Raw genomic sequence first — 25,030 nt, forward strand, 5'->3', positions numbered from 1 at the left:
ATGCTCCGCATCGTCACATTCCTGCTGTGCTGGGCCTGCGCATTTGCAGCCCATGCGGGCTATGCCCAACTAGCGCCACCGCCTGCATTTCAAAGCGTCGGCGGTGTCTCCACCATCCCGGTCGGAGCTGCTGCCAACGGTGCCCGATACGCTGGTGGCCACGTCATCGCCAATGCCAGCTTGAACCTCGGCGCACGTGCTGTAACGGTCCCTGTCGGCTTCCGTGTCGCTGCCAACGCGGCCACCTTCGCCGTTACCAAAATGAACCCGTGGATTGCGGGCCTCTCTCTCGCTGCGTCCGCAATACCTTTCATCCTTGATTGGTTCGCCGGTGAAGACCTCGAAGTAACTCCCCTCGGAAAAATTCAGGTCCCAGCAAAGCCCGGGGAATCCATACCCGCAGGTTCCGGTGATTACTGGGTGTTGGATGGCGGTCAGGTCGTCCGCATTTCTTCGATAGCCAAGCCGTCCAACTGCGATTCCGTTGCCGGTTACCCTGCCTGCACCACTGGGCAGGCTACGGGCCTGCAGCTTGCCTGCTTCAACGGTGTTCGCTCTGGCTGCTACGCCTCGGCACCTAATCCCGTTTCCCCAGGTTCTCCAGCTCGTCCACCTTCCGAAGCTGATCTGGCCCCCCTCGCAACCAAACCCATCAACCCTCGGGCGCTGGTCGAGCTGGGCATCCCGCTGCCTGTGGACCCTAACCCCATCATCAACCCGGCCACAGAGCCGGTCGGTGATGTGGTCATCGGCCCCAACGGCAACCCCGCGCCGCAGCTGGAGCCGTCGCCCATCCGTTATCCAGATGGCGACCCGGTGCCCATTCCAAACACCAACCCACAGCGGTACACGCAGCCATGGCATGAGGTCGTGCCATCGCCTACGCCGAGCGAACCGTGGCGCGTTGATGTGCGTCCTGTTGTCACTGAAACCACCGACCCCACGCCGCAGCCGGACCCCACGCCGAACCCGAACCCCAACCCCAATCCAAACCCGGTTGCGGACTTCTATACCGACTGCGACAAGTACCCAGGATCGCTTGGCTGCACGCCGGTGGGCACGCCACCGACAGACGGCACGATCCCAACGCAAACACGCATGATCACCCAGCAGCAAGGGCCATCGTTTGGCGGTGGTGGTTCTTGCCCCGCAAACCTCTTTCTGAACATTCACGGCCAGTCCATCAAGGCCCTCGACATGGCCCAGCCCTGCAGCTGGATCGTGAATTACGTCAAGCCGGTGTTGCTGCTGCTCGCGGCCATCTCGGCGGTGTTCATCGTTGCACCGAAGTCGGAGGGTTAAGCCATGGGATTTGCACAGCTCATCATGGCGATGGTCTCGCCGCTCATCGCCCGCATCTTCGTCACCCTCGGCCTGTCGATGGTGAGTTTTGTGGGCATGGATTTGCTCATGGATCAGGTCATAGCGACCGCGCAAAACGCATGGGGTGGCCTGCCTGCAGGCATCCTGCAACTGGCGGGCCTCGCCGGTATTGGCCAGGCCCTGTCCATCATCTTTGGGGCGATCATGACCCGCGTCTTGATCTGGAACCTGAGCAAGACGACTCGCATTCTTGGGGCCAATCCATGACGACTAGTCGACGTCGAATTCGCTTCTGGCTTGGGCTTACCTTGCTCGATGCTTTCTACTATTTCGCCCTGTTTGCGGTGCCTGCGCTGTTCGTGTATGCGCTTCTGTTTGGTGACTCATGATTACGCTAATCACCGGCACGCCAGGCGCTGGCAAAACCCTGTACTGCATCAGCAAGCTACTGCTTGACCTGGTCGGTTCGGTCGTCAAAAGCACCGATGAAAACGGCCAGCAAAAGGAGACGCCGCGCCGCATCTGCACCAACATTCCCCGGCTTCTCATCGAACACGAGCTGATCGACGGCGACGAGGAACACGGCTTGCGCGGCTGGCACAAGTGGTGCAAGCCCGGTGATGTGATCGTGCCTGATGAGGTGCAACGCTACTGGCCCCCACGCCCCAACGGCTCCAAGGTTCCAGACGACATAAGCGCTCTCGAAACCCACCGGCACAAGGGCGTCGATTTCATCATCATCACGCAGCACCCCATGCTGCTGGATCGCAACGTCCTCGCCCTCGTCGGTCGCCATTTGCACGTGCGTCGCTTCGGTGGCCTGGGCGCTTCCATCGTGTACGAGTGGGACCACTGCAGCCGGTCTTTGATGTACTCCAAGGCCATCGCCAAGGCACCGTTTCGCTATGACAAAAAGGTGTTTCAGCTCTACCTCAGCTCGGAGCTGCACACCAAGCCAAAGACGCGCATCCCCACATTGGCCTTTGTGGTCGTTGCTGCGATCGCAGCGGCCTTGTTCTTCATCCCCTCGGCTGTCCAGCGCATCGCCAGCAAGGGCGAAATCAAGCCCGACAAACAGACCCAAGGCACCACCGCTGCACCTTCCCCCTTACCTGCGGCTTCTGCGCCCCATCCAGCCCCTGCAGCGGTCCCGGGCACTGGCTTTAAGCCCATGACGAGCAACGGCCCCGGCCAGCGCGGCCAGCCCTATGACACGGCCATGTTTGTTCCTGTGGTGAGTTACGAGCCGCGCAGCGCCCCGGCGTATGACCACCTGCGCGAAGTCGTCTCCATGCCGCGCATCGTCGGCCGCATCTGCCCGGAGTCCGAGCCCTGCTACTGCATGACTCAGCAGCGCACCGCCGTTCCCGATGATCTGTGCACTGAGTGGGACGACTGGAGAAAACGCAGATTTGACCCATTCAAGCCCGAGCCGGGCCAATCTTTGGTGACTGCTTCTAGCTCTGTATTGCCGCCATCTGCTGAGCGTCCAGAGTGATGGCTGTTGAACTTCTATGGGTGCTTGAGGACGCCGTGTTTATTGGGTGCTGGTGGCTTTGGGCTACGTGCTGCGGTCGATCCAAGATTGATCTTCATCGGTCAGCTTTTTTTACGCCGGTATTGCTTCGGGTTGTATGCGGTGCTGACCGGCTGGAATTGCTGTTGCTGCTCTTGGCTTCTCAGTCGAAATTCGGACTTTGTCTCGCGCTTTTTGATCAATCGAGAGATTGCCCAAATTACGGCGAGCAGCATTGCAACTGCTGCTGTTGATGCGCTCCAAGGGTTGTTAGTTATCCATTCGATGGGTGTCATTTTCGAACTTCAAATTAGGCCGCTATGGGCTCTTTTCGCTGGATTGCCACCAGTGTATTGCCGTTAAGTTTTGGCGTTTCGTTCCCGGTCCAAAACAAAGGAGGTTGAATGCTTGTCGGGTATGCGCGAGTGAGTACACAAGATCAAGACACCGCTCTGCAGCGTGATGCGCTTGCTGCGCATGGTGTCCATCGTGTCTTTACTGAGTCCGGCTCCGGTGTCGGTCCTCGTCCTCAATTGCAAAAGGCGTTGGCTTCGCTTGGGCGTGGCGATACGCTCGTCGTGTGGAAGCTAGATAGGGTCGCGCGTAGTCTTCCGGATTTGCTTGCCATTCAGGGGCGTTTGAAGGCTGCTGGGTCTTGTATTCGTAGCCTCACTGAACCACTAGATACCACCAGTCCGTTCGGTGAGTTCACGTTTCAGGTTTTGGGTGCTGTCGCTCAGCTTGAGCGCTCAATGATTCGGGAGCGTGTCATGGCTGGACAGGCAGCAGCACGGGCGCGCGGCAAGCGTTGGGGTCGTAGGCGGGCGCTGTCTGCAGAGGATGAGGCGCAGGTGGTCTCAATGTATCTGTCCGGCGCATGCACTATGGATGAGTTGGCTGATGTGTGGGGCGTGGGGCTTGGCACGGTCAAGTGCGCGATCTATCGAGTTATTCGGCCAGACGCTCCATATCTCACCAGGGTCAGGTCTTCGGGGTCAAGCGGTGAAGTCCGTAAGTATGCCTAGCCAAATTTTGCGAAAGTGTGAGGCAGAATTCGGCCAAGAGCAGCCAGTTATGGATCACGGCTTATGTGCGCCAATCGGCCTCAGCTTGCGGTTCAAACCTCTGTCCACCAGCCGCAGGAGAAGCTCGTTGCCAACGTAGAGGCAGTCATCCAGCACGACCGCAGTTCGTCGTCCTTGCGCGGCGCTCTTCTTTGGCTAACTATGAAAAGTAGCTGTCTAGCCCGGAAACCAGGTCCTCGACGGCTTGCGCCTCCACGCTCGGCGCCTGGATGGTTGTCACGCGCGTCGCGCTCTTGTGCGCTACGTCCCCTCGACTGCTTCCATAGCTGCTCAGGCTCGCCGACAAGGCTCCATCGACCTCGTCCGGCATCTTGCCGCTGAATACCGACAGCATAGTGAACGATGCATCTTTGATGCCGTTGTTCTTTCCGATCCACTCGCGCGCGGCGCGCAGCAGCTCGGCCACGTCCGCCGGCCAGTTCGGGGGCTCGAACCGAAGCTGCTTCGGGAGGGACATCGCTATTACAAGTACGCTGATGTTCTGTCGCACCGTGTTCTGGCCATTGCGAAATGCTGTCTCGATGCTGGCTATCCCTTCGCGCGCCTTCGTCTCTAAATAGTCCTCAAACTCGGCGTGAGCGAGCAGTCGAAACGCAGCTAGGCTGTCGATATCTGGCACGAAGTTGAGCGGATCGGTACGCTCCGTCGCCAACTGCGCGTCCACAAACTTTGCCCGAAGCACCACGATACGAGCCCGGAGTGCCGGCATGTGAGGGCATGGCATTGCTCAAGAGATACGAAGGGTTGTTAGATCAAGACCCTTGCCGATGTTCTTGGCCAGGCCGTCGCCCCACATCGACAGTCGGGTATAGGTAGCTTCGAGTGTCTTGGTAGAGCCCTCGATATATGCGCGGAACTTCGGGTCGCCGCACAACCCTTGGAAGGTGCCTAGGACGGCGTCAGCATTCACCACAGCTAAGTTCGCGACATCCTGCTCCGCGAAGAACCGCGCGATGCAGTCGAACACTGCACGGTTCGTCACGCGCTCATACCGGTCACCAAGCCACTTCCGGAAGGGAAACTCTCCGAAGATTGTGGTTGCCGTGGCCAAGGCAAGATCGAGTCGTGCAAAACCGGCGTTGACCTCGTTGACCCGAGCATCCCAGTCTTGTTCGTAGTAGCGCGTCGTCTGGTCCAAGAATTCTTTGAAATCGCCCTTGTAGGCCATGATGTCCCGATCGAAAGCCAAGAACCGCAGGACGAGCTCAGAATCCCGCATGCGCTTGTCCAAGCCGATACCAAAGATGTCTTGGAACGGCTTACTTCTTTGCAGGTACTCCTCGATAGCGTCGATGAGTTTGCCGCCGATCAGCGCCTTGCGCAATTCCTGCGGCGAAAGTGGCAAGGAGCCGACGTTGAGCCGGTAGAACGCCGCCCAAAGGAAATTCTCGTCTTTCCAGTTCTTGATGAGAGTCGCACGAAGAGTGCTGTTTTCAAACGACTCCCGGTCGTTGCCCTCCAGCGTGCCAAACGACTTGCCATTGAGATCTTCACGGAGGTCAAGCCCGCGCAGCTTGTAGCCTTCCTGCATGAACTCTTGGATCGCCAAGAGACGCTGCTTTCCGTCAATGACTATGAACCGCCCCCGCTGGTCCTTTCGCTCGGCCAGTGCGATGTTGGGCACGGGCATACCGACTATGATCGACTCGATCAAACGGCTTTTCCGCGTTTGATCCCAAGCTCCGCGGCGCTGAAAACTCGGCTGCAGATCAATCGTTCCCTTATTCATCTGCAAGTTGATTGACTCGATCGTCCAGTCGGTGTTCGTGACGACGGCGTCTTTGAACGAAACCTTTGAAAGATCGTCTTCGCTTTCCTGTTGGCTATCAGGGAAGTTATCCGGCTCTTCGGGTGAAACTTCTGGGTCTGTGTCGGCCACTGCGGTTGCTCCGGTACGCGGGATGCGCTTTATTCCGAGAATTATCACTCTAACCGTTGTCTCAGCTGGATAACCCTAGGGAGTAGCCTCAGCCTAGTTTTCAGCCAGCCCCAACATTTATCGAACGCAAGCAACGAGCTCCGTCAAGCAGCAGTCGCTTATTGCATACGCACTCGCTACAAGACGGCAACGGGCAAGGTTGACCATGGTGTTGTGCGTCCGTTTCGGGCCCTGAACCTACAGTGGGTGGTGGCCTACTGGCAAGCTATAGTTTGGTGAGTTGACGCGTGTAGTGTTTCTGAGAATTTTCATAGCTGGATGTTGGAACCAGCCACCCTCTGCTGCGAGCCACTTCCAGAAGAAATCCGTGTTAACAATATCCTGCACAGTCCACATCACTTTAGGCCTTCCAAATGAATGAAACTCATGATCTGGCAAGTGCAGAAGAGGCGCGGTATTTTGCCGAGCGAAGACAGCGGGTCCGCGTAGTGATGACCGCTGTCCCAGCGCTAGCCGGTCTTCTCTTGGTTCTCTGGACTATTGGCGTAGGTGATGATTTCTTCTTCAGGAAATCCCTTCTCCCCAAGGAGACTTTCCTTTCTATTGCTGTATTGCTTATAGGATTCTCTGGCCTGTCCGTAGTGATGACCTATCTTCAGACAGGATTCAAACGCTCTGTCGAAGTCGAGTTGGAAGCCGCAAAATACCAACGCGAGACAGAGGCAACCCGCTCAAACGACCGCGCTGAGCTTGCCAAGCTAGCTGCGGAACTCAAAGTCGAAGCCCAACGAGCGCGGGATGAAATTGCGTCCGCAAAAGCTGTCGCCACATCTATGAATGATGGCGACAGGTCGCTCCTACTCGACGAGCTGATGGCTCGAATTAACAGTGAAGCCGGCGCTAGAGTGCTTGCAGAGCTGAAAAGCCAAGTCGCAGAAACCTACTCTCGAGACAGCCGTGCCAAAGAATTACTGCTGCAATTCGACGAATCGCGTGCTCGTCTTGCCACAGAGCTTGAAGCACTTGGAAGGAGAGGGAACCTCAATCTTGCGCTTGGGGCAGTCACTACGATTATCGGACTAGCTTTGCTCGGCGCTAGTGTCTTCTCCGAAATCACAGCTGCATCTAAAGATCTGTGGGCTTTTGTTTCACATTTTATCCCGCGCCTGACCTTGGTTGTAATGATTGAGCTGTTCGCCTATTTCTTCCTCAGCCTCTACAAGGCAAGCTTGGCCGAGATCAAATACTTTCAGAACGAACTCACAAATGTAGAAGCAAAGCAAGTATCACTGCGTGCCGCTATCAGCTACGGTGACCAAGCAATGATCGGGGATACATTGGCGAAGCTGGCGGCCACAGAAAGAAACCACATCCTTTCAAAAGATCAAACGACGGTCGAACTCGAAAAAGCAAAAATTGAAAGGGATACAAAGGGGGAAATAGCTAAGTATGTCTCCGAGTTGTTTCAGAAGAAGGCCTGACACGGCCCTACAGCTGACACCTCTGCCTCCCCTGCGCTACGGCATGTCTGGGGCTGAGCTTGTGCGTCGAGCGTCTGTTTTCAACCGCCGCCAGCGGCCACCCTTGGCCGGTAGCCCCCAGTGCTGCTGCACGATTACTTTGATGCTGTTGCAGTTAAATTGATTGACGGCTTTCCAAGTCCATGAGCCACCGCTAAGACCGTCGAAAAGTACAATTTGCGCATGTTGAAAGCTCCCCAAATTCTAGTCAGGACGCTTGTCCTTGCTGCCAGTGCGGCAGCCCTTTTCGGCTGCGGTCAGCGGGGGCCGTTGTATCTGCCCACCGGCCCTGCAGCAAGCCAGCGTGCCACGCTGCCGCAAACCCTGACGCCGGGCAACGACACCAACACTGCGCCGTCGCCCGCAGCCAGCGCCTCGCAGCCACGCTGAAACATTCGATCGCCTGCGCAGGATGGCCAGGCAATGCGGTTTCGCTTGATTTCCATCAAGCACAAAGCTTAGGGGTACTCGTACAGTCTGCGCTTTATTGCACCGCAGGATGGCCATGGCCCTGGAACTCTACCGCGACAAAAATCATGCTTGCCTGATGTTCACCGACCTCATTGAGGAAGATGGACAGGCCGTGCAGGCCAATCAGTTCCTGATCGTGGACGACGACACCGGCGCCATCATCGACCCGGGCGGCAACCTCGCTTTCAACGAGCTGTTCATGGGGATGACCAAACATTTCCCGCCGCACAAGCTGTCGTACCTGATCGCCTCGCACGCAGACCCGGACATCATTGCCTCGCTGGACCGCTGGATGACCAGCACCAAGGCCAACCTGGTGATCTCGCGTGTCTGGGAGCGCTTTGCACCGCACTTCACCAAGGTGGGCAAAACCGAAAACCGCGTGATCGGTGTGCCAGACGGTGGCGGCCACCTGCCCCTGGGACGCCATGAGCTGGTGCTGCTGCCTGCGCACTTCATGCACTCCGAGGGCAATTTCCACTTCTACGATCCGGTCAGCCGCATCCTGTTCACGGGCGACCTGGGGGTATCCATGATGTCGGGGGCCGAGGCCCGTGTCCCGGTGACCGACCTCAAGGCGCACATCCCGCGCATGGAGGGCTTCCACCGCCGCTACATGGTGTCCAACAAGATCCTGCGCCTGTGGGCACGCATGGCCCGGCAGCTCGACATTGCCATGCTGGTGCCGCAGCACGGCGCTCCCATCATGGGCAAGGAAGCCATTAGCGACTTCTTTGAATGGATCGAGAACCTGATGTGCGGCATCGACCTGTTCGATGACCGCGCCTACCAGATTCCCACCGCGTACATCGACCCTGTGACCCGGCAAATGCGCCCAGCGCTGCGGGCAGTCAACGGCTAAAAATCAGCCAAATCGGCTGCTAGCGCATTGAAAATATGCGCTGACAGCTATCAATTTGGTAGTAGTCAATCTCAAGACGGTCCTGCGGCTGTCCGTCTTGCCGCAGCACCTGCCGGTGTGGCCGACCGCTTGCGCAGTCGTTGCCAGAACCGCCAGCCCAGCAGCGCGCCGAGGATGCCGGCGTAGACCGCCACTTCGCCAAAGTTGTTCTTGCCAGCACGCATCCAGAAAAAGTGCAGCACCGCCAACCCTGCCACCGCATACACGGTGCGGTGCAGCGCCTGCCAGCGTTTGCCACCCAGTGCCTTGATCGCACGATTGAATGACGTGGCGGCCAGCAGGGCCAGCAGCACCAGGGCCAATGTACCCACCAGAATGAATGGCCGCTTGGCGATGTCGTGCAGGATGTCCGGGATGTCAAAACCCATGTCGAACCAGCTGTAGCTCAGCAGGTGCAGCACGCCGTAGAAAAACACGAACAGCCCCAGCATGCGCCGAAACCGAGCCAGCTGAGGAGTGGAGGTGATGACGCGCAGTGGAGTGACGGCCAGCACCAGGCAGAGCGCCCGCAGCGTCCAGTCACCGGTTGCCCGGATCAATGCCTCCGCAGGGTTGGCACCCAGCTGGTTCGCCACCGCCGCATAGACCAGCCATGCCAGCGGCAACAGGCACAACACAAACACCGCCGGCTTGGCGACGGGGTGGAGCAGTAGTTTTCGCATCGCGATCAAGAGAAGACCACAGCCTCATACACCGCCAACGATGGCGGCGAGACCAGGGCCATCAGTAAAACTTCTTGAGGTCCATGCCGGCGTAAAGCTGGCCAACCTGGGCTTCGTAGCCGTTGAACATCAGCGTCTTGCGCTTCTTGGCAAACAAGCCGTCTTCGCCAATGCGTCGCTCGGTCGCCTGGCTCCAGCGGGGGTGGTCCACATTGGGGTTCACGTTGGAATAGAACCCGTACTCCTGCTGGGCCGCCTTGTTCCACGCGGTGCCTGGCTCCTTTTCGACAAAGCGGATCTTCACAATGCTCTTGGCGCTCTTGAAGCCGTACTTCCATGGCACCACCAAGCGCACGGGTGCACCGTTCTGGTTGGGCAGCACTTCGCCGTACATGCCGAAGGCCAGCAAGGTCAGCGGGTGCATGGCCTCGTCCATGCGCAAGCCTTCCACATAAGGCCAGTCCAGCACACGCGAGCCCACGAAGGGCATGGTGGCCTTGTCGGCCAGGGTCACGAACTCGACGTACTTGGCGCTGCCCTGGGGCTCCACCCGCTTGATCAACTCGGCCAGCGAGTACCCGACCCACGGGATGACCATGGACCAGCCTTCGACGCAGCGCAGTCTGTAAATGCGTTCTTCCTGCGCGCTGAGCTTGATCAGGTCTTCAATGCCGTACTTTCCGGGCTTCTTGACCAGGCCCTCGACCTCCACCGTCCACGGGCTGGTCTTGAGGGTGTGCGCATTGCGGGCGGGGTCGGCCTTGTCGGTGCCAAATTCGTAGAAGTTGTTGTAGGTGCTCGCGTCCTTGTAGTCCGTGAGCTTCTCCATGGAAACCGCACCTGCCACCGCCGACTTGGCGCCTGCCAGAGGCGCCAGCTTGCCGGGACGCGTGACTGCCACCTGCTGCGCCAGGGCCTCACGGCCCGCCCAGGCCGCCATTGCAGCACCTGCGGCGCCACCCGCCATCAGCTTGAGCATCTGGCGGCGATCTTCATAGACCGAGCGGGGGGTGATTTCGGAGGAATGTGGGTGGTGAAAACCCGAATCGCGCGAGGGGATCAGCATGGTGGCTCCGGTCATGTGGGGTGAGACAGCTGCAGCGGTAGAGCAGAACAACTGTTAGTTCGTTCCCTGGACCGCTCAGGTTACACCGAAGACGCAATAGTTGTTGCGCGCCACCGAATGCCCGACATGCCTGCCGCGCCTGCCAACAATCTCGCGGGGAGTCGTTAGCAGGCCTTGAATCATCACAGCGTGCCGTAGCTGTGCAGGCCGCTCAGGAACATATTGACGCCCAGGAACGCGAACGTTGTCACCGCCAGGCCAACCAGCGCCCACCAGGCGGACACGGTACCGCGCAAGCCCTTCATGAGCCGCATGTGCAGCCACGCGGCGTAGTTGAGCCAGACGATCAGGGCCCAGGTTTCCTTGGGGTCCCAGCTCCAGTAGCCGCCCCAGGCCTCGGCGGCCCATAGCGCGCCGAGCACCGTGGCGATGGTGAAGAACGCAAAGCCCACCGCAATGGACTTGTACATCACGTCATCCAGAATCTCGAACGAGGGCAGACGCGCCGCGATGCGCTTGCGCCCCAGCAGGATGCCCGCAACGATCAGCGCAGAAATGCCGAAGTACACCATCCAGTAGCTGCCGCCATTCTCCGTCGCACCCTGGCGGAACACGATGGGCTCGAAACACAGCACCACGCCCAGCAGCCACAGCGGCGCCAGCTTGTACCAACGGGTTTCGGTGGCCTGCTGCTTGATGAGGTAGGCAAACGCCACCATGGCCGACAGCGCAAACGTGCCGTAACCGATGAAGTTGGCGGGCACATGCAGCTTCATCCACCAGCTCTTGAGCGCAGGGACCAGCGGCTGGATCTCATGCGCTTCGCGCACCACGGTGTACCAGAGCAGGAAGCCCACCGCCGCGCTCACCACCAGCATCACGAAGCCGCCCAGGGCGCGCGTGTCGTACTGCTCTTCGTAGTACAGGTAGAACGCTGCTGTCATCCAGCAGAACAGCACGAACACTTCGTAGAGGTTGCTCACCGGGATGTGGCCGATGTCCGGACCGATCAGGTAACTTTCGTACCAGCGCACCAGGGTGCCAATGAGCGCCATGGCCACCGCCACCCACGCAATGCGCGAGCCCAGCATGCTCATGGTCTTGCCTTCGCCACGTGCAAACATCCCCACCCAGTAAAACGCCGTGCTGATGAAAAACAGCATGCTCATCCACAGGATGGCCGACTGGCTGGACAGGAAATACTTGAGGCCGAACACTGTGTCGGCCCGCGCCAAGCTGCCTGCCCCGTCTTGCTGGTACAGGCCAATGGCCATGAGCGCCACGGCCGCCACCACCAGCATCAGCACGCGCAGCGGGCGCCAGAACCAGCCCAGCCAGATGGTGCTCGGAATGGCGCCCAGCAAAATGCCTTTTTCGTAGACATCCATGAAGGCCCCGTAGCGCTGCAGCGCATACAACGCCCCCACGGCCACGATGGCGGCAAACAGCCAGTCAAACCAGTTGCGGCGAGCGAAGAACCCCTCGTTCAGGGTGATCGTGGTGACGGTCGAGGAAGAAGTCGCGGTGTTCATGCGGTGCCTTCGCGGGGCGATGCCCCGATCAGTTTTTGTGCGAGCTGGACAAACTCCTGGTCGCCATCCATGGTCTTGCGGTTGGTGGACAGGGCCATGGTGGCGTGGGTGCGGCCATCCTGCGGAGCCACCCAGACCCACACGCGCCGCTCGCGCACGTAGAGCATGGCAAAAACGCCCAGGATCAGCAAGGCGCAGCCCAGATAGACAACATTCTTGCCAGGGGCTCGCGCCACCTGGAACACGCTGGCCTGGACCTGGGTGAAGTCCTTGAGTTCAAACGCCAGGGGTGCAGGGTAGATCTGCGCATCGCTGAGCGAGAGCACGGCCTGTGTCATGAAACCCCGGGTCTGCTCGTCCTGCGGCAATGGCGGAAGCCCCTCGCGCTGGCGCGACAGCTGGGCCAGCTCGAACAACGTGCCATTCAGAATGCGCACCAGGACCTCGCCTGCGCGCGCGCGTTCGGCCTCGGGCACATTGGCTTCCATGAAGTCCGACACGGCCTGCAGCCCGCCCGTGGGCTTGCCATCGACCATGCCCCGCCCCGCAAACAGCGCCAGCGCACGCACGGCCGACTGCTGCAATTGCTCGGCCAGCTCCGGGCGCGAGGCATCCATGGCCTGAGACACATAGCGGCGCACCGCCTGCTCCCGGGCCTGGGGGTCCGCCAGCGCAGCCTTCATGCGCATGAAACCATCCATACTGCCCTTGTCATCGGCCGGCACCCGCAGGTAGCGGAAGGGCTCTGCCGGAGACTCGCGCACACCGAGCAGGAACACCGGCACGCCGTCGCCGGTGTCCACCGGCAGCATGTAGTTATGGAACTCGCGGGCCTGGCCAGCCGCATCACGCAGCTTGTAGCTCACGCTGGGGCCCACATTGCGCAGTTCTTTTTTGGTGACGGTCTTGTTGGCTGCCCCCAGGCGCGACTCCACCGATTCGCGCAGGTCCACCTTGCGCACGTCTGCACCGCTGGCGCCAGGGCCGGCCCCACCAAAATTCTCGACGTTGATGGTGCGCAGCGCCGTGAATTCCAGCGTCAGCGTGTCGCTGCCGGGGCCGCCGCCCTTATTGGTGAGCTGCGTGGAGTTGCCCACCACCCCTTCGACATCGAAAGGCTTGGCTCCCGCCACCATGGGCACGGCACGCAGCTTGAGGTGCGAGCCGCCGTCGTCAAAACTCGACTGGTAAATCTCGATGCCCTTGTAGCTGGCCGGGTGGTTCACCTCGACGCGCGCGGGTGTCTTCTCGCCCGTGGCCTTGTCGTGGATGATGATCTCGCTGGCGAACAGCTTGGGCATGCCGGTGGAGTAGTGCTCCACGATGAACTTCTTGAGCTCGATCGCAAACGGCAGGTCCTGCAGCAACACGCCGTCGGACTGGCTCAGGATGGCGGTGCTCGACTGTGTGCCCTCAGCCACGAGCAGGTTGCCCCGGAAGGTGGGGTTGCGCTCGGACAGTCGGTGCTCGGGCTTCACATCGGCGATCAGCCCGCCCCCGGTGTAGACCGACTTGCCGCCCAGCAGCATCTGCGCACGCACGATGAGGTCGCCATCCAGCAGGCCGCCCACACACACCAGCACGATGGCGCTGTGCGCTGCGATGTAGCCAATCTTGTTGGCGGCGCCAGCCTTGGCCGCCACCATCCAGCCGGTGCCTGGACCTGCGGCTGTGTCGCGCTGCTGCAGGCGCACCTTCCACCCGCCACCTGCCAGAAGTGTGCCAATGCGGCGTGCCTCGGCCTCGGCCGATTCGGGCAGATCGGCCTGTGCCTTGTGGTGGAACGCCTTGAGGCTCTGCTCGCGGATGTTTTCCTTGTAGGCCTTGAGGTCCACCAGGATCTTGGGCGTGTTGCGGGCAATGCACAGCGAGGTGCTGATCACCAGGAACGCCAGGATCAGCAGAAACCACCAGGCGCTGTACACCGCGTTGAGCTGGATGGCGCCGAACAACTCGGCCCAGAACGGACCGAACTGGTTGACGTAGTTGGCCGCCGGTTCGTGCTGCTTGAGCACCGTGCCGATGACCGAGGCGATGCAGATCACCGTCAGCAGCGAGATGGCAAAGCGCATGGAAGACAGCAGCTCGACCCCGGCGCGCAGGGCCTGGGAGCCGGACTTCATGCGAAGGCCCTGGGTGTTGTCGGACATGGGTGGGAGCGGTGTCTGCGAAGCGCGAAAGAAAAAGGGCGGGACCATCGCTGCGATGGACCCGCCCTTTTTGGGGTTGTTATTGGCGGTAGGTTCCGTGCCGCCCGGTCAATCAGGCCGGGTCATGACAAATATCAAGCAATCAATCAGCGCAGGCCGGCGATGTAGTCCGCCACGGCCTTGATTTCCTTGTCATTGAGCTTGGCAGCCACCTGGGTCATCTGGATGCTGTTGGCGCGCGAGCCGTCGCGGAACATGTTCAGCTGCGACACCGTGTAGTCGGCGTGCTGGCCCGACAGGCGGGGGTACTGCGCAGGGATGCCAGCGCCATTGGGGCTGTGGCAGCCAGCGCAAGCAGCGATCTGGCGGTCGGCAATGCCGCCGCGGTATATGCGTTCACCCATGGCCACCAGGTCTTTGTCCTTGGCAAAGCCGGCCTTGGCGGGCTTGGACGTGAGCCAGTAGGCGATGTTGCGCATGTCGTCATCCGACAAGGCCGTGGCGAAGCCCTTCATGATGGCGTTGTTGCGCTTGCCGGACTTGAATTCCTGCAGCTGCTTGACCAGGTATTCGGGGTGTTGCTGCGAGAGCTTGGGGTTGGCCGCGATGGCCGAGTTGCCGTCTGCGCCGTGGCAGGCCGCACACACCGCAGTGAAGCTGGCCTCGCCCTTGACGAGATCCGGCTTGGCCGCTTTGGGTGCATCACCCGCTGCAAAGGCCGAAAAAACAGGTGCTGCCAGTGCGGCAGCCGTCAGCAATGAGGCGAGCAACTTCATATCGAGGGTGTGTGTTTATGTGCGCAAAACCTCGCGATTCTACAATGATGGTTCTTTCTCTCCCAACTCCCCATGACGACACCCCCCTCTGCGCCAGTTGCTGGCTCTCTCCCGCCCGCACCTGACGCCAAAATCGCCATGGGCTGGATGCACACCGCCAGGTTCCTCACCACGGCGGCGCAACTGCACCACCTGCCGCCCATCGACGTGCCCGAAATCGCTTTCGTGGGCCGTTCCAACGCGGGCAAATCCACCTGCATCAACACCCTCACCCAGCAAAAGCAGCTGGCATTTGCCTCCAAGAAGCCGGGGCGTACCCAGCACATCAATTTGTTCTCGCTGGGCAAACAAGGGGTGATGGACGCCGTGCTGGCCGACCTGCCCGGCTATGGGTATGCCGCCGTATCGCGCTCGGATAAGGTGCGCTGGCAGCAGGTGATGGTGAATTACCTGGTCAGCCGCCCCGGCCTCACGGGCATCGTGCTGTTGTGCGACCCCCGCCTGGGCCTGACCGAGCTGGACGAGGCGCTGCTCGAAGTGGTGCGCCCCCGGGTTGAGGAAGGCCTCAAGTTCCTCATCGTGCTGACCAAGGCCGACAAGCTCACGCGCGCCGAACAGACCAAGGTGCTGTCGATTACGCGACTGCACGCGGGTGGCGGCGAGGTGAAGATGTTCTCGGCCCTCAAAAAGCAAGGGGTGGATGAAGTGGCCCAGCTGCTGTGGCAGTGGGCGCACCCTGTGAAGCCCCTCGTCGAAGAGCCCCCTGCGGCTGCGGACAGCAGCAGCCCCGCACAGCCTTCGCCCACCAGCGAATCCGAGCCCAACTAGCCGCAAGCGCAATTGCATCATGCGCTGGCAGCTACAGAATGCATAGCGCCATGATCCAAGATTGCCCTGTTGACCTCCCCCACGGAATCACCCTGCACTGCCGCGTGAGCGGCATCCCCGGGCGCCCGGTGCTGTTGTTCCTGCACGGATTCCCCGAGGGGGCCTTCATCTGGGACGAACTGCTGCTGCACTTTGCCCGCCCCGAGAACGGCGGCTACCGCTGCGTGGCGCCCTACCTGCGAGGGTTTGGCCCGTCCAGCAACCCGCAGGCGGTGGATGCGTACCGCGCCAAGCACCTGGTCCAGGACCTGGTCGCGCTGATCGCCCACGAATGCCCCGGCAGTGCGCTGGAATGCCTGGTAGCCCATGACTGGGGCGGCGCCGTGGCATGGAACCTGGCCAACCAGCAGCCGCAGCTGATGAAGCGCCTGGCCATCATCAACTCACCCCACCCCGGCGCCTTTGTGCGCGAGCTGTCGCACAACGCCGCCCAGCAGGCGGGCAGCCAGTACATGCATTTTTTGTGCAGGCCCGATGCCGAGGCCCTGCTGGCCGAAGACGACTTCCGCCGCCTGTTTGCCTTTTTCAACGCCCCGGATGGCACAGCCCCCGCATGGCTGACCGACGAGGTGCGCGCCCAGTACCGGGCCCTGTGGCAACAGGGGTTGCAGGGTGCCTGCAACTACTACCGGGCCAGCCCCATCCGCCCGCCGCGCGAGGGCGACCCCGGCGCCCAGGCCATCACCCTGCCCGAGTCGATGTTGACGGTGGACGTGCCCACGCTGGTGCTCTGGGGCATGGACGACCCGGCCCTGCTGCCTGGCCTGCTCGACGGCCTGCCCGGCTGGATTCCCCGGCTGCAGGTGCAGCAGGTGGAGCAGGCATCGCACTGGGTCGTGCACGAGCACCCCGAGCGCGTGGCCATGGAACTGCAACGTTTTTTGCTATCTAAAAAATAGCTATCAGCGCATGATGCACTAGCGCTTCAGGCCATTTTTGCTGATATTTCAGCGTGAATACACCGAGGGCTCGCCCTCCGGGCGGGTCTTGAAGCGCTTGTGCACCCAGTAGTACTGCTCGGGCATGGTGTCGATCACGGCCTGCAGCTCGCGGTTCATACGGGCCGTGTCGGCCTCAGCGTCGTCGGTGGGGTAGTTGGCCCAAGCGGGCGAAACCTCGGCCACGTACCCGGTGGGCGTCATGCGCGAATACACCCCCACCACCTTGGCGCGACCCAGTCGCGCAAACCGCGACAGCGACGGAATAGTGGCTGCCGTCACGCCATAGAACGGCACAAACACCGAATCATTGCGGCCGTAGTCCATGTCGGGCAGCAGGTACAGCAAGCCACCCTTGCGCAGGTTGGCGATGATGGGTTTGACGCCGTCCGAACGGTTGAGCATGCGCACATCGCCAAAACGCTGGCGCCCAGCCATGAACCAGGCATCCACCGCCGGATCAGGGTGGGTGGCAAAGATGGACGTGAACGCACGGCCGCTGCGCAGCGGCAAGGCCAGGCCACCCGCGTCCATGCCGTAGAAATGCGGCGCAAACAAGATGGTGGGCGTGTCGCCCTCCAGCTCGTGCACGGCCCCCGTCAAACGCACGCGCTGCTCCACCACCGAACGCGGCGCGGCCCACAGCCAGCTGCGGTCCAGCCAGGTCTGGCAGAACGCGACAAAGCTGGCCCGCGCCACGGCACGGCGGCGCGCTTCGGTCCAGTCAGGAAAACACAGCGCCAGATTGCGCAACGCCACCCTGCGGCGGGGCGCCACCAGCACAAAGGCCACCTGCCCCAGCAGCCAGCCCATGCCGCGCAACACCGGCAACGGCAGCAGCGCCAGCACCCGCATGAACCACACACCCAAACGCCCTGTGAGGCCCTTCATGCGGCGCCTCCGGCGGCAGGTTCGACCGGAGCAGCCTCGCCACGCGGCTGCTTGTAGCGGCCATAGCCCCACAGATATTGCTCGGGGCATTGGCGAATGAGGTGTTCCATGGCTTGGTTGATTTGCAGCACGGCCTGGTCCATCTGGTCGGACAGCGGCTGGGGCAAGGGCTCGAAATGCGTGACGTAGCCACGCCCCCAGGACAGGCGCTCGCAACGCGCCAGCACCACGGTCGCGCCGGTCTGTTGCGCCAGGCGCACGGCCAGGGTCATGGTGTAGGCGTCGCGCCCAAAAAAAGGTGCCCACTGGCCCTGCCCCTCGGGCGGCACCTGGTCAGGCAGCAGCCCCACGGCCTCGCCCCGGCGCAGGGCCTTGATCATCTGGCGCACGCCCGCCAGCGTGGTAGGCACGGCCAGCATGCCGGGGCGGTTGCGTGCGGTCTCCATCACCTTGGCCAGCCAGGCCTGGCGTGCCGGGCGGTACAACACCGTGATGGGGCCACGCTCCGCGCTCCAGCGGCGTGCAGCGGCCTGTGCCGACAGTTCAAAACACCCCTGGTGCGGGGTCAGAAACACGATGCCGCGACCGGCTGCATAGGCCTGCTCCACACAGGCTTCGCCCGTGAGTGCGCAGGGCATGGTCGCGCCCATCCAAAGGCGTGGCAGCTCGGCCACCATGCGGCCCGCATGGGCCACGGCGGCGCGCACATCGCCAAACGCATAGCCCGCCAGCGCCGAGTTGGAGATAAACCGGCGCCGGTAGGTGGGAGACGCCACAAACGCCACCCAGCCCATGGCCGCGCCCATGATGTGCAGCAACCACAGTGGAAATACGGAAAAGAATCGGAAGACGACTGGCATTAAAATGGGTGGGTCGCTGAGTTAAATGAGCAACTTGCAGGGCGACGTTAAAAAAATCTGCTAAAGCGTTCGCCAGATCTCCTTCGGGGTGAGGGCAACGCCCCAAATGCCGGACCACAGGAGTTTATTCAAATGGCGAACGACTTTCTCTTTACCTCGGAATCCGTCTCCGAAGGCCACCCCGATAAGGTGGCCGACCAGATCTCGGACGCGATTCTCGATGCAATCTTCAAGCAAGACCCCCGCAGCCGCGTCGCCGCTGAAACGCTGACCAACACCGGCCTCGTGGTGCTGGCGGGCGAGATCACCACCAACGCGCATGTGGACTACATCCAGGTGGCGCGCGACACCATCAAGCGCATCGGCTACGACAACACCGACTACGGCATCGACTACAAGGGTTGCGCCGTGCTCGTGGCCTATGACAAGCAGTCCAACGACATCGCCCAGGGCGTGGATCACGCGTCCGACGACCACCTGAACACCGGCGCTGGCGACCAAGGCCTGATGTTCGGCTACGCCTGCGACGAAACGCCCGAGCTGATGCCTGCGCCCATCTACTACGCGCACCGCCTCGTCGAGCGCCAGGCCCAGCTGCGCAAGGACGGCCGCCTGCCCTTCCTGCGCCCTGACGCCAAGAGCCAAGTGACGATGCGCTACGTGGACGGCAAGCCCCACAGCATCGACACCGTGGTGCTCTCCACCCAGCACCACCCCGACCAGAGCGAAACGCAAACCAAGATGAAGGCCTCGTTCACCGAAGCCATCATTGAAGAGATCATCAAGCCTGTGCTGCCCAAGGAATGGCTGCAGAACACCCGCTACCTGATCAACCCCACGGGCCGCTTCGTCATTGGCGGCCCGCAAGGCGACTGCGGCCTGACGGGCCGCAAGATCATCGTGGACACCTACGGTGGTGCCTGCCCCCACGGCGGCGGCGCATTCAGCGGCAAAGATCCAACGAAGGTGGACCGCTCGGCCGCCTACGCCGCCCGCTACGTGGCCAAGAACATCGTGGCTGCCGGCCTGGCGCGCCAGTGCCAGATCCAGGTGGCGTATGCCATCGGCGTGGCCGAGCCCATGAACATCACGGTGTACACCGAAGGCACGGGCGTGGTGTCGGACGAGCGTCTGGCCGCCCTGGTGCGTGAGCATTTCGACCTGCGCCCGAAGGGCATCATCCAGATGCTGGACCTGCTGCGTCCCATCTATGAGAAGACCGCAGCCTACGGCCACTTCGGCCGCGAAGAGCCCGAATTCAGCTGGGAACGTACGGACAAGGCTGCTGCACTGCGTGCAGCAGCAGGGCTGTAAGCCCTCCGCGCGGCACGCGCGGCTTTCCGTACGTGGGCGAAGCTCATATTGCGCAGCAATGTGAGCGGAGACCAAAAGACCGATAAAGCTGCTGCGCTGCGCGCTGCAGCCGGGCTGTAAAGCCCGCCGCGCGATAGCGCGGTTTTCGGTCTGCGGACGAAGCTCATATCGCGTCAGCGATGTGAGCGCAGACCAAAAGACCGTCAGAGCCGTCCCACCTCCAAAGCCGCAACGCTCCGCGTTGCGGCTTTTCTTTTGATGCTTCACCACTGCCCACCAGCGGCCCTCTCCTACACCCACCGCCCGCCCGCACTGACGGCGCTGCCGACGGCCCCTCGGTATCGTTCCTGCACACCCTTTCGCAGCCCCGCGCTGCCTGAACATCCAATGCAAGGAGCGACCACCATGCTGAAGTACGCCATCATTTTTGCCCTGATCTCCCTGGTCGCCGGTGCCCTTGGATTCAGCGGAGTCGCCGCAGGCGCGGCGGGCATCGCCAAGGTGCTGTTTGTGCTGTTCCTGGTGATTGCCGTGGTGTTTGTGGTGCTGGCCGTCATCGGCGTGGGTGCCGCGCGCAAGGTACTCAAGTAGCCCACCGCACCTTTGTCACTGCCCAACATTCCCCACACAGCCGCACCATGACCGACACCACCAATATCTTTGAAGCCCTGCGCGAGAGCCACGAACGCCAACGAGCGCTGTACACCGCACTCACCGACACCAGCGGAGACACCCCCGAGCGGCGCGAGCTGTTTGACCAACTCAAGCAGGAACTGACGGCCCATGAACGGGCTGAGGAACGGCATTTTTATATTCCGCTGATGGCGCACGACGCGGGCATCGACCTGTCCCGCCACGCCATTTCAGAGCACCACCAGCTCGATGAACTGCTGGAGTCGCTGGAAGAGGCCGACCCGGCGAGCCCAAGCTGGCTGCCGCTGGCCAAGAAACTGGCGGAGAAGGTGGAGCACCACCTCAAGGAAGAAGAACACCGCTTCTTCCAGATGGCCGGCAAGCTGCTGACGGAGAAGCAAAAAACCGCGCTGGCGGCGGACTACCGGGCTGACTATGAGGAGGCCAAGGCCGCCATGGCCTGAGCGTGCCGGGCTCTGCCCGGAGACACGCAAGGGGTCATACGGACTCTTCGGCCTGCACCACGCAATTGCGACCGCTGGACTTGGCCTTGTACAACGCCGTGTCCGCGCGCTTGATCAGGGCGTGGCTGTCTTCCTTGTGGTCCCAGGTGGCCACGCCAAAACTGGCGCTGACATGGCCCACCGCGTCGAACGGCACGCCTGCAATGCGCGCGCGCACCGCCTCGGCCATGGCCATGGCGGCATCCACCGGGGTTTCCTTGAGCAGGATGATGAACTCCTCGCCCCCGAAACGCGCAGCGCAGTCGGACGACCGCAGCAGCTCGCGCACACGCAGCGCCGTGCTCTTGAGCACCACATCGCCCGAGTCATGCCCAAAGGTATCGTTGATGCGTTTGAAAAAGTCGATGTCAAACATCACCACCGACAGACTGCCCTTCTTGATGCGGGTGTCGGCCATCTCGGTCTCCAGCCTCTCAAAGAAGCGGCGGCGGTTGACCAGGTCCGTCAGGAAGTCCTTGGTGGCCAGGTCTTCCAGCTTGCGGTTGAGCCGCGCCATGGGCTCGATCACCAGCGACGACAGCGACAGATTGAGCCCGACGAAAAGCAGCACAAAACTACCCACCAGCGCCGCCATCACCGTGTTGAAGGTCTGACGCGCCTTCTCCAGCGGGAAGTACATCGGCACCTTCACCACCTGGATGCCCACCGTCTCGTTCATGCCCCAGCCAAAGCCGTTCTTGTCGCCATAGACCTTGAGCATGGTGGGCGGCGCCACGGCCGGTGTGCTGTGACAGGCCATGCATTGCGCCTGCTTGATGGTGATGGGGCGGGCCACGTACATGGCGCGGTGCATGCCCTCGCCCACCTCGCCGGTGACCTCTTTCTTGAGGTCGGCCCGGCCTTCGCGGAAGTCGCTGATGATCCGCTCCTCCCACTCGTTGGCACGGTCGCGCAGGTTGGTGGGGTTGAGCACCGCCTCCTTGTACTCATAGCCCGGAAACCGGTTCTGCAGGCGGCGCAGGGTTTCGGTGGCCGCGTAGGCAGGCACCGTCTGTGGCAGGAATTTCTCGGCCAGCGTCACATCCAGGTGCGGCTTGACGAGTTCGGTGGTGTAGTCCCGGATCGCCATGGCCGCGTGCATCATGATCTGCGAGTTGTGCTGCACCTCCTCGATGGCGGACTGCTGCAAAAAGCGGTGCACATAGGCGCCCGCGCCCAGCACCGCCAGCAGCAGCACGCCCGCCAGCACCAGATTGAATTTGAGCCGCAACGACATGGATCTCCCTCGGTGGCCCGCGCACGGCGGGCCTGTTATTGGAGGTGCGGACACGCCATATTGGGCGCAGTCCCCCAGGTTCACACAGGTGGGCTTGCACGCCGCACCACGAGACCACAGCACGAAAGGGACGGATTCGCGCTACAGAAATTTTGCGCACAGCGTGCAAGCGGCGCATTGTCGCCACGTTTGTACGGCCCGGTCCATCTCTTTTTTGCCACGCTGCCCTGCGCCCCCGCCCCATGCACGGGATGAACCGCCGGGTCGCACAATAGCGACTTCAGAGGCGGTTGGCAGCGCCGCCCCTCCGCCGCCGCCAGGGCGCCCTGCCACGGTCACCCCCCACCCACGACACTGGCTGGCGGTAAAATCACTACAAAAAAGATAGCTACTAGCATATATACATCCAGCGCATACAGCCCCATTGCTTGCTCGACCTGCTCTAACGCCGCCCCAATGCCCCGGTCAGCCCCTGGCAAGCGACAGCCACCGCGAGGACATGGGCGGCCCCCCGCCAGCAACGCGAAGGGACCTGAAGCGCACCACCAGCCGGAGACACATGGTCGACACCGCCATCTATATCGGACGTTTTGAGCCCGTCCACAGCGGCCACATGGCGCTATTGCAACGTGCACTGGACAGCGCCCCGCAGGTCATCGTGGTGATCGGCTCGGCGTGGCAGGCACGCTCGCCCAAGAACCCTTTCACCTGGCAAGAGCGCCAAGCCATGCTGCGCGCTGCCCTGGCCCCCGCAGACAGCGCCCGGGTGCAGGTGCTGCCCATGCGCGACTACTACAACGAAGCCGTGTGGGTGCAGGCGGTGCGCAGGGCCGTGGCGCGCCTCACCGCCCCGGGCGCAAGCATCGGCCTGGTGGGCCACTTCAAGGATGCGACCAGCGGCTACCTCAGCGCCTTTCCAGGCTGGCAGCTCATTCACATAGAACGCCAGGGCCGCATCGACGCCACCGCCATCCGGGACGCGTACTTTGGCGCCACGCCCGCCACCGCGCGCGCCGCCGTGGAGCCGCTGGCCGCAGAGATTCCCGAGAGCACCATCGCCACGCTGGAGCACTTTGCGCAGACCCCACACTACCCCGCGCTACAGGAGGAGTGGCGCATGCTGCGTGGTTACCGCCAGGCCTGGTCCGCCGCACCCTACCCGCCGGTGTTCGTGACGGTGGACGCCGTGCTGCGCTGCCAGGACCATGTGCTGCTGATCCGCCGCGCGCACGCACCCGGCAAGGGCCAGCTGGCCGTGCCCGGCGGCTTCATCGAGCAGCGAGAAACCGTGTGGCAGTCCTGCCTGCGCGAACTGGTGGAAGAAACCCACTGCGACCTGCCCGAGGCCCGCATGCGCGCTGCGCTGCAGTCAGTGGCCGTGTTCGACCACCCCGACCGCAGCCAGCGCGGTCGCACCATCACGCATGCACACTACTTTGACCTGGGCGATGCGCCCTTCCCGGTGGTGCAGGCCGATGACGATGCAGCGCTGGTGCAGTGGATCCCCATCGACCAGCTGGCAGGCCTGGAAGAGGAATTCTTCGAAGACCACTTCCACATGCTGGACCACTTTCTGGGGCTGACGAAGCTGGACTGATCCGTTCCACCCGCTTTTTGCATCCAAACGGGTGCAAGCGCTACGGAATCATGTATCTGCCGCTATATTTTGTATAGCATTAGGTACCAGCCCGCTCCAGCATGGCGTGCAGCAGCACGTTGCATCCCGCCTCGATGTGCTCGGGTTTCGCATCCTCGATCTCGTTGTGGCTGATGCCGTCCTTGCAGGGGATGAAGATCATGCCGCTGGGTGCGAGCTTGGCCATGTACACGGCATCGTGCCCCGCGCCGGAGACGGCAGGCATGTGGCTGTAGCCCAGCTTGGCGGCGGCGCGGCCCACGGCCTGCACGCATTCGGGCTGGAAGAGCTGTGCGGGGTAGCTGGACACCATTTCGATGTGGACTTGCACGCCATGCTCCTTGGCCACTTGGTCGGCAAAGGCCTTGACCTCGGCGGCCATGGCGTCCACCAGCGCGTCGGTGCTGTTGCGCAGGTCGATGCTGAATTTGACCCGGCCCGGAATCACGTTGCGGCTGTTGGGGAACACCTGCACCATGCCCACGGTGCCGCGCCCGTGCGGCGGGTGGCGGTGGGCGGCGGCGACTACGTCTTGCATGATGCGTGTGGCGGCCAGCATCGCGTCCTTGCGCAGGGCCATGGGGGTGGGGCCTGCGTGGGCTTCCATGCCGGTGACGGTGCAGTCAAACCAGCGGATGCCCAGCACGCCGCTGACCACGCCGATGGTCTTGTCGTTGTCTTCCAGCACCGGGCCTTGTTCGATGTGGGTTTCGAAGTAGGCGCCAATGGGGTGGTCTCCCGGTTCCTGGTCTCCGATGTAACCGATGCGCTCCAGCTCGCCTTTCACGGTCTTGCCTTCGGTGTCGGTAGCTGCGTAGGCGTGATCCAGCGTGAAGGCTTTGGCGAACACGCCGGAGCCCATCATCACGGGCACGAAACGCGATCCTTCTTCGTTGGTCCAGAAGGCCACTTCGATGGGGGCCTCGGTTTCGATGCCATGGTCGTTGAGCGTGCGCACCACCTCGATGCCGGCGAGCACGCCGTAGTTGCCGTCGAACTTGCCGCCGGTGGGCTGGGTGTCAATGTGGCTGCCGGTCATGATGGGTGGCAGGCTGTTGTTGCGGCCGGGGCGGCGCATGAAGCCGTTGCCGATCTTGTCGATGGTGACGGTCATGCCCGCTTCACGCGCCCAGCGGGTCACCAAGTCACGACCCTGTTTGTCCAGGTCGGTGAGGGTCAAGCGGCACACGCCGCCCTTGGGGGTGGCGCCGATCTGCGCCAGCTCCAT

Annotated in this window: 25 protein-coding genes; 13 read left to right on the forward strand and 12 right to left on the reverse strand. The window is 62.0% G+C overall.

The window, feature by feature from the left end; all coding sequences use genetic code 11:
- From ACTJKQ_RS16930 to ACTJKQ_RS16940, 3 genes are all read left to right on the forward strand, one after another.
- Positions 1-1,302, forward strand: coding sequence for a hypothetical protein (locus ACTJKQ_RS16930; RefSeq protein WP_440597498.1), 1,302 nt, complete (start codon positions 1-3; stop codon positions 1,300-1,302).
- Positions 1,303-1,305: 3 nt separating this feature from the next.
- Positions 1,306-1,590 (forward strand): DUF2523 domain-containing protein, encoded by a 285-nt coding sequence (locus ACTJKQ_RS16935; protein ID WP_440597499.1) that lies wholly within the window; start codon positions 1,306-1,308, stop codon positions 1,588-1,590.
- A 118-nt stretch (positions 1,591-1,708) separates the two neighbouring features.
- Positions 1,709-2,821: a zonular occludens toxin domain-containing protein gene (locus ACTJKQ_RS16940; protein ID WP_440597500.1), complete on the forward strand. Its 1,113-nt coding sequence runs from the start codon at positions 1,709-1,711 to the stop codon at positions 2,819-2,821.
- A gap of 101 nt (positions 2,822-2,922) precedes the next feature.
- Here the strand turns inward: ACTJKQ_RS16940 and ACTJKQ_RS16945 are convergent, their stop codons facing one another.
- The gene (locus tag ACTJKQ_RS16945; protein ID WP_440597501.1) at positions 2,923-3,135 is read right to left on the reverse strand and encodes a hypothetical protein; all 213 of its coding nucleotides are present in this window, start codon (positions 3,133-3,135) and stop codon (positions 2,923-2,925) included.
- A 108-nt stretch (positions 3,136-3,243) separates the two neighbouring features.
- Between ACTJKQ_RS16945 and ACTJKQ_RS16950 the strand changes: the two genes are divergently transcribed.
- Complete coding sequence (locus ACTJKQ_RS16950; protein ID WP_440597502.1) at positions 3,244-3,864, forward strand: recombinase family protein; 621 nt, start codon at positions 3,244-3,246, stop codon at positions 3,862-3,864.
- A gap of 199 nt (positions 3,865-4,063) precedes the next feature.
- Here ACTJKQ_RS16950 and ACTJKQ_RS16955 read toward each other — a convergent pair whose 3' ends face one another.
- The gene (locus ACTJKQ_RS16955) at positions 4,064-4,633 is read right to left on the reverse strand and encodes a hypothetical protein (protein WP_440597503.1); all 570 of its coding nucleotides are present in this window, start codon (positions 4,631-4,633) and stop codon (positions 4,064-4,066) included.
- Positions 4,634-4,651: 18 nt separating this feature from the next.
- Complete coding sequence (locus ACTJKQ_RS16960; protein WP_440597504.1) at positions 4,652-5,803, reverse strand: DUF262 domain-containing protein; 1,152 nt, start codon at positions 5,801-5,803, stop codon at positions 4,652-4,654.
- A 413-nt stretch (positions 5,804-6,216) separates the two neighbouring features.
- Between ACTJKQ_RS16960 and ACTJKQ_RS16965 the strand changes: the two genes are divergently transcribed.
- The 3 genes from ACTJKQ_RS16965 (at position 6,217) to ACTJKQ_RS16975 (ending at position 8,656) form a co-directional block, all read left to right on the forward strand.
- On the forward strand, positions 6,217-7,284 hold the full coding sequence (locus tag ACTJKQ_RS16965) for a hypothetical protein (protein ID WP_440597505.1): 1,068 nt from the start codon (positions 6,217-6,219) through the stop codon (positions 7,282-7,284).
- A 222-nt stretch (positions 7,285-7,506) separates the two neighbouring features.
- On the forward strand, positions 7,507-7,713 hold the full coding sequence (gene lptM, locus ACTJKQ_RS16970; RefSeq protein ID WP_110959755.1) for an LPS translocon maturation chaperone LptM: 207 nt from the start codon (positions 7,507-7,509) through the stop codon (positions 7,711-7,713).
- 115 nt (positions 7,714-7,828) lie between these two features.
- Positions 7,829-8,656, forward strand: a complete 828-nt coding sequence (locus tag ACTJKQ_RS16975) for an MBL fold metallo-hydrolase (RefSeq protein WP_440597506.1) — start codon at positions 7,829-7,831, stop codon at positions 8,654-8,656.
- A 71-nt stretch (positions 8,657-8,727) separates the two neighbouring features.
- On the opposite strand, the gene ACTJKQ_RS16980 is transcribed toward ACTJKQ_RS16975, so the two are convergent.
- From ACTJKQ_RS16980 to ACTJKQ_RS17000, 5 genes are all read right to left on the reverse strand, one after another.
- Positions 8,728-9,378, reverse strand: coding sequence for a sulfite oxidase heme-binding subunit YedZ (locus ACTJKQ_RS16980; protein ID WP_440597507.1), 651 nt, complete (start codon positions 9,376-9,378; stop codon positions 8,728-8,730).
- Positions 9,379-9,439: 61 nt separating this feature from the next.
- A complete protein-coding gene (gene msrP, locus ACTJKQ_RS16985) occupies positions 9,440-10,444 on the reverse strand; it encodes a protein-methionine-sulfoxide reductase catalytic subunit MsrP (RefSeq protein WP_056062014.1) in 1,005 nt (334 codons plus the stop codon).
- A gap of 182 nt (positions 10,445-10,626) precedes the next feature.
- The gene (gene ccsB / locus ACTJKQ_RS16990) at positions 10,627-11,976 is read right to left on the reverse strand and encodes a c-type cytochrome biogenesis protein CcsB (RefSeq protein ID WP_116749008.1); all 1,350 of its coding nucleotides are present in this window, start codon (positions 11,974-11,976) and stop codon (positions 10,627-10,629) included.
- Positions 11,973-14,126: a cytochrome c biogenesis protein ResB gene (locus ACTJKQ_RS16995; RefSeq protein ID WP_440597508.1), complete on the reverse strand. Its 2,154-nt coding sequence runs from the start codon at positions 14,124-14,126 to the stop codon at positions 11,973-11,975. Before ACTJKQ_RS16995 ends, ccsB begins: the two co-directional genes overlap by 4 nt.
- 146 nt (positions 14,127-14,272) lie before the next feature.
- Positions 14,273-14,902, reverse strand: a complete 630-nt coding sequence (locus tag ACTJKQ_RS17000; RefSeq protein ID WP_015012649.1) for a c-type cytochrome — start codon at positions 14,900-14,902, stop codon at positions 14,273-14,275.
- A 72-nt stretch (positions 14,903-14,974) separates the two neighbouring features.
- Between ACTJKQ_RS17000 and yihA the strand changes: the two genes are divergently transcribed.
- Complete coding sequence (gene yihA / locus ACTJKQ_RS17005; RefSeq protein WP_440597509.1) at positions 14,975-15,730, forward strand: ribosome biogenesis GTP-binding protein YihA/YsxC; 756 nt, start codon at positions 14,975-14,977, stop codon at positions 15,728-15,730.
- Between the two features lie 50 nt (positions 15,731-15,780).
- On the forward strand, positions 15,781-16,689 hold the full coding sequence (locus ACTJKQ_RS17010; RefSeq protein WP_436075713.1) for an alpha/beta fold hydrolase: 909 nt from the start codon (positions 15,781-15,783) through the stop codon (positions 16,687-16,689).
- Positions 16,690-16,737: 48 nt separating this feature from the next.
- On the opposite strand, the gene ACTJKQ_RS17015 is transcribed toward ACTJKQ_RS17010, so the two are convergent.
- Positions 16,738-17,619, reverse strand: a complete 882-nt coding sequence (locus ACTJKQ_RS17015) for a lysophospholipid acyltransferase family protein (RefSeq protein WP_192418150.1) — start codon at positions 17,617-17,619, stop codon at positions 16,738-16,740.
- Complete coding sequence (locus tag ACTJKQ_RS17020; protein ID WP_440597510.1) at positions 17,616-18,479, reverse strand: lysophospholipid acyltransferase family protein; 864 nt, start codon at positions 18,477-18,479, stop codon at positions 17,616-17,618. The genes ACTJKQ_RS17015 and ACTJKQ_RS17020 overlap by 4 nt, the downstream gene beginning before the upstream one ends.
- Before the next feature lie 132 nt (positions 18,480-18,611).
- On the opposite strand from ACTJKQ_RS17020, the gene metK reads away from it, so the two are divergent.
- From metK to ACTJKQ_RS17035, 3 genes are all read left to right on the forward strand, one after another.
- Positions 18,612-19,793 (forward strand): methionine adenosyltransferase, encoded by a 1,182-nt coding sequence (gene metK, locus ACTJKQ_RS17025; RefSeq protein WP_440597511.1) that lies wholly within the window; start codon positions 18,612-18,614, stop codon positions 19,791-19,793.
- A gap of 405 nt (positions 19,794-20,198) precedes the next feature.
- Entirely contained in the window at positions 20,199-20,384 is a 186-nt protein-coding gene (locus ACTJKQ_RS17030; RefSeq protein ID WP_055399302.1) for a DUF1328 domain-containing protein, read from the forward strand.
- Positions 20,385-20,431: 47 nt separating this feature from the next.
- Positions 20,432-20,890, forward strand: a complete 459-nt coding sequence (locus tag ACTJKQ_RS17035; RefSeq protein WP_099731133.1) for a hemerythrin domain-containing protein — start codon at positions 20,432-20,434, stop codon at positions 20,888-20,890.
- 34 nt (positions 20,891-20,924) lie between these two features.
- On the opposite strand, the gene ACTJKQ_RS17040 is transcribed toward ACTJKQ_RS17035, so the two are convergent.
- A complete protein-coding gene (locus ACTJKQ_RS17040; protein WP_099731134.1) occupies positions 20,925-22,166 on the reverse strand; it encodes a diguanylate cyclase in 1,242 nt (413 codons plus the stop codon).
- Positions 22,167-22,725: 559 nt separating this feature from the next.
- Here ACTJKQ_RS17040 and ACTJKQ_RS17045 point away from each other — a divergent pair.
- Positions 22,726-23,763 carry a bifunctional nicotinamide-nucleotide adenylyltransferase/Nudix hydroxylase gene (locus ACTJKQ_RS17045; RefSeq protein ID WP_440597512.1) on the forward strand — a complete coding sequence of 346 codons (1,038 nt, stop codon included), beginning with the start codon at positions 22,726-22,728 and terminating at the stop codon, positions 23,761-23,763.
- A 79-nt stretch (positions 23,764-23,842) separates the two neighbouring features.
- Here ACTJKQ_RS17045 and ACTJKQ_RS17050 read toward each other — a convergent pair.
- Positions 23,843-25,030 (reverse strand): Zn-dependent hydrolase (locus tag ACTJKQ_RS17050; RefSeq protein WP_440597513.1); only part of this gene is annotated, 1,188 nt, incomplete at its 5' end.

Source organism: Acidovorax sp. 22279, from assembly GCF_052045435.1.
Lineage (GTDB): Bacteria > Pseudomonadota > Gammaproteobacteria > Burkholderiales > Burkholderiaceae_C > Acidovorax > Acidovorax delafieldii.

Coding starts and splice junctions, on each gene's coding strand:
- ACTJKQ_RS17030 (WP_055399302.1), top strand. CDS start 20,199: ATGCTGAAGTACGCCATCATTTTTGCCCTGATCTCCCTGGTCGCCGGT.
- msrP (WP_056062014.1), bottom strand. CDS start 10,444: ATGCTGATCCCCTCGCGCGATTCGGGTTTTCACCACCCACATTCCTCC.
- ACTJKQ_RS16955 (WP_440597503.1), bottom strand. CDS start 4,633: ATGCCGGCACTCCGGGCTCGTATCGTGGTGCTTCGGGCAAAGTTTGTG.
- ACTJKQ_RS16975 (WP_440597506.1), top strand. CDS start 7,829: ATGGCCCTGGAACTCTACCGCGACAAAAATCATGCTTGCCTGATGTTC.
- ACTJKQ_RS16950 (WP_440597502.1), top strand. CDS start 3,244: ATGCTTGTCGGGTATGCGCGAGTGAGTACACAAGATCAAGACACCGCT.
- ACTJKQ_RS17000 (WP_015012649.1), bottom strand. CDS start 14,902: ATGAAGTTGCTCGCCTCATTGCTGACGGCTGCCGCACTGGCAGCACCT.
- ACTJKQ_RS16945 (WP_440597501.1), bottom strand. CDS start 3,135: ATGACACCCATCGAATGGATAACTAACAACCCTTGGAGCGCATCAACA.
- yihA (WP_440597509.1), top strand. CDS start 14,975: ATGACGACACCCCCCTCTGCGCCAGTTGCTGGCTCTCTCCCGCCCGCA.
- ACTJKQ_RS16935 (WP_440597499.1), top strand. CDS start 1,306: ATGGGATTTGCACAGCTCATCATGGCGATGGTCTCGCCGCTCATCGCC.
- ACTJKQ_RS17020 (WP_440597510.1), bottom strand. CDS start 18,479: ATGCCAGTCGTCTTCCGATTCTTTTCCGTATTTCCACTGTGGTTGCTG.
- lptM (WP_110959755.1), top strand. CDS start 7,507: ATGTTGAAAGCTCCCCAAATTCTAGTCAGGACGCTTGTCCTTGCTGCC.
- ACTJKQ_RS17040 (WP_099731134.1), bottom strand. CDS start 22,166: ATGTCGTTGCGGCTCAAATTCAATCTGGTGCTGGCGGGCGTGCTGCTG.
- ACTJKQ_RS16930 (WP_440597498.1), top strand. CDS start 1: ATGCTCCGCATCGTCACATTCCTGCTGTGCTGGGCCTGCGCATTTGCA.
- ACTJKQ_RS16940 (WP_440597500.1), top strand. CDS start 1,709: ATGATTACGCTAATCACCGGCACGCCAGGCGCTGGCAAAACCCTGTAC.
- metK (WP_440597511.1), top strand. CDS start 18,612: ATGGCGAACGACTTTCTCTTTACCTCGGAATCCGTCTCCGAAGGCCAC.
- ACTJKQ_RS17035 (WP_099731133.1), top strand. CDS start 20,432: ATGACCGACACCACCAATATCTTTGAAGCCCTGCGCGAGAGCCACGAA.
- ACTJKQ_RS17010 (WP_436075713.1), top strand. CDS start 15,781: ATGATCCAAGATTGCCCTGTTGACCTCCCCCACGGAATCACCCTGCAC.
- ACTJKQ_RS16965 (WP_440597505.1), top strand. CDS start 6,217: ATGAATGAAACTCATGATCTGGCAAGTGCAGAAGAGGCGCGGTATTTT.
- ACTJKQ_RS17015 (WP_192418150.1), bottom strand. CDS start 17,619: ATGAAGGGCCTCACAGGGCGTTTGGGTGTGTGGTTCATGCGGGTGCTG.
- ccsB (WP_116749008.1), bottom strand. CDS start 11,976: ATGAACACCGCGACTTCTTCCTCGACCGTCACCACGATCACCCTGAAC.
- ACTJKQ_RS17045 (WP_440597512.1), top strand. CDS start 22,726: ATGGTCGACACCGCCATCTATATCGGACGTTTTGAGCCCGTCCACAGC.
- ACTJKQ_RS16995 (WP_440597508.1), bottom strand. CDS start 14,126: ATGTCCGACAACACCCAGGGCCTTCGCATGAAGTCCGGCTCCCAGGCC.
- ACTJKQ_RS16980 (WP_440597507.1), bottom strand. CDS start 9,378: ATGCGAAAACTACTGCTCCACCCCGTCGCCAAGCCGGCGGTGTTTGTG.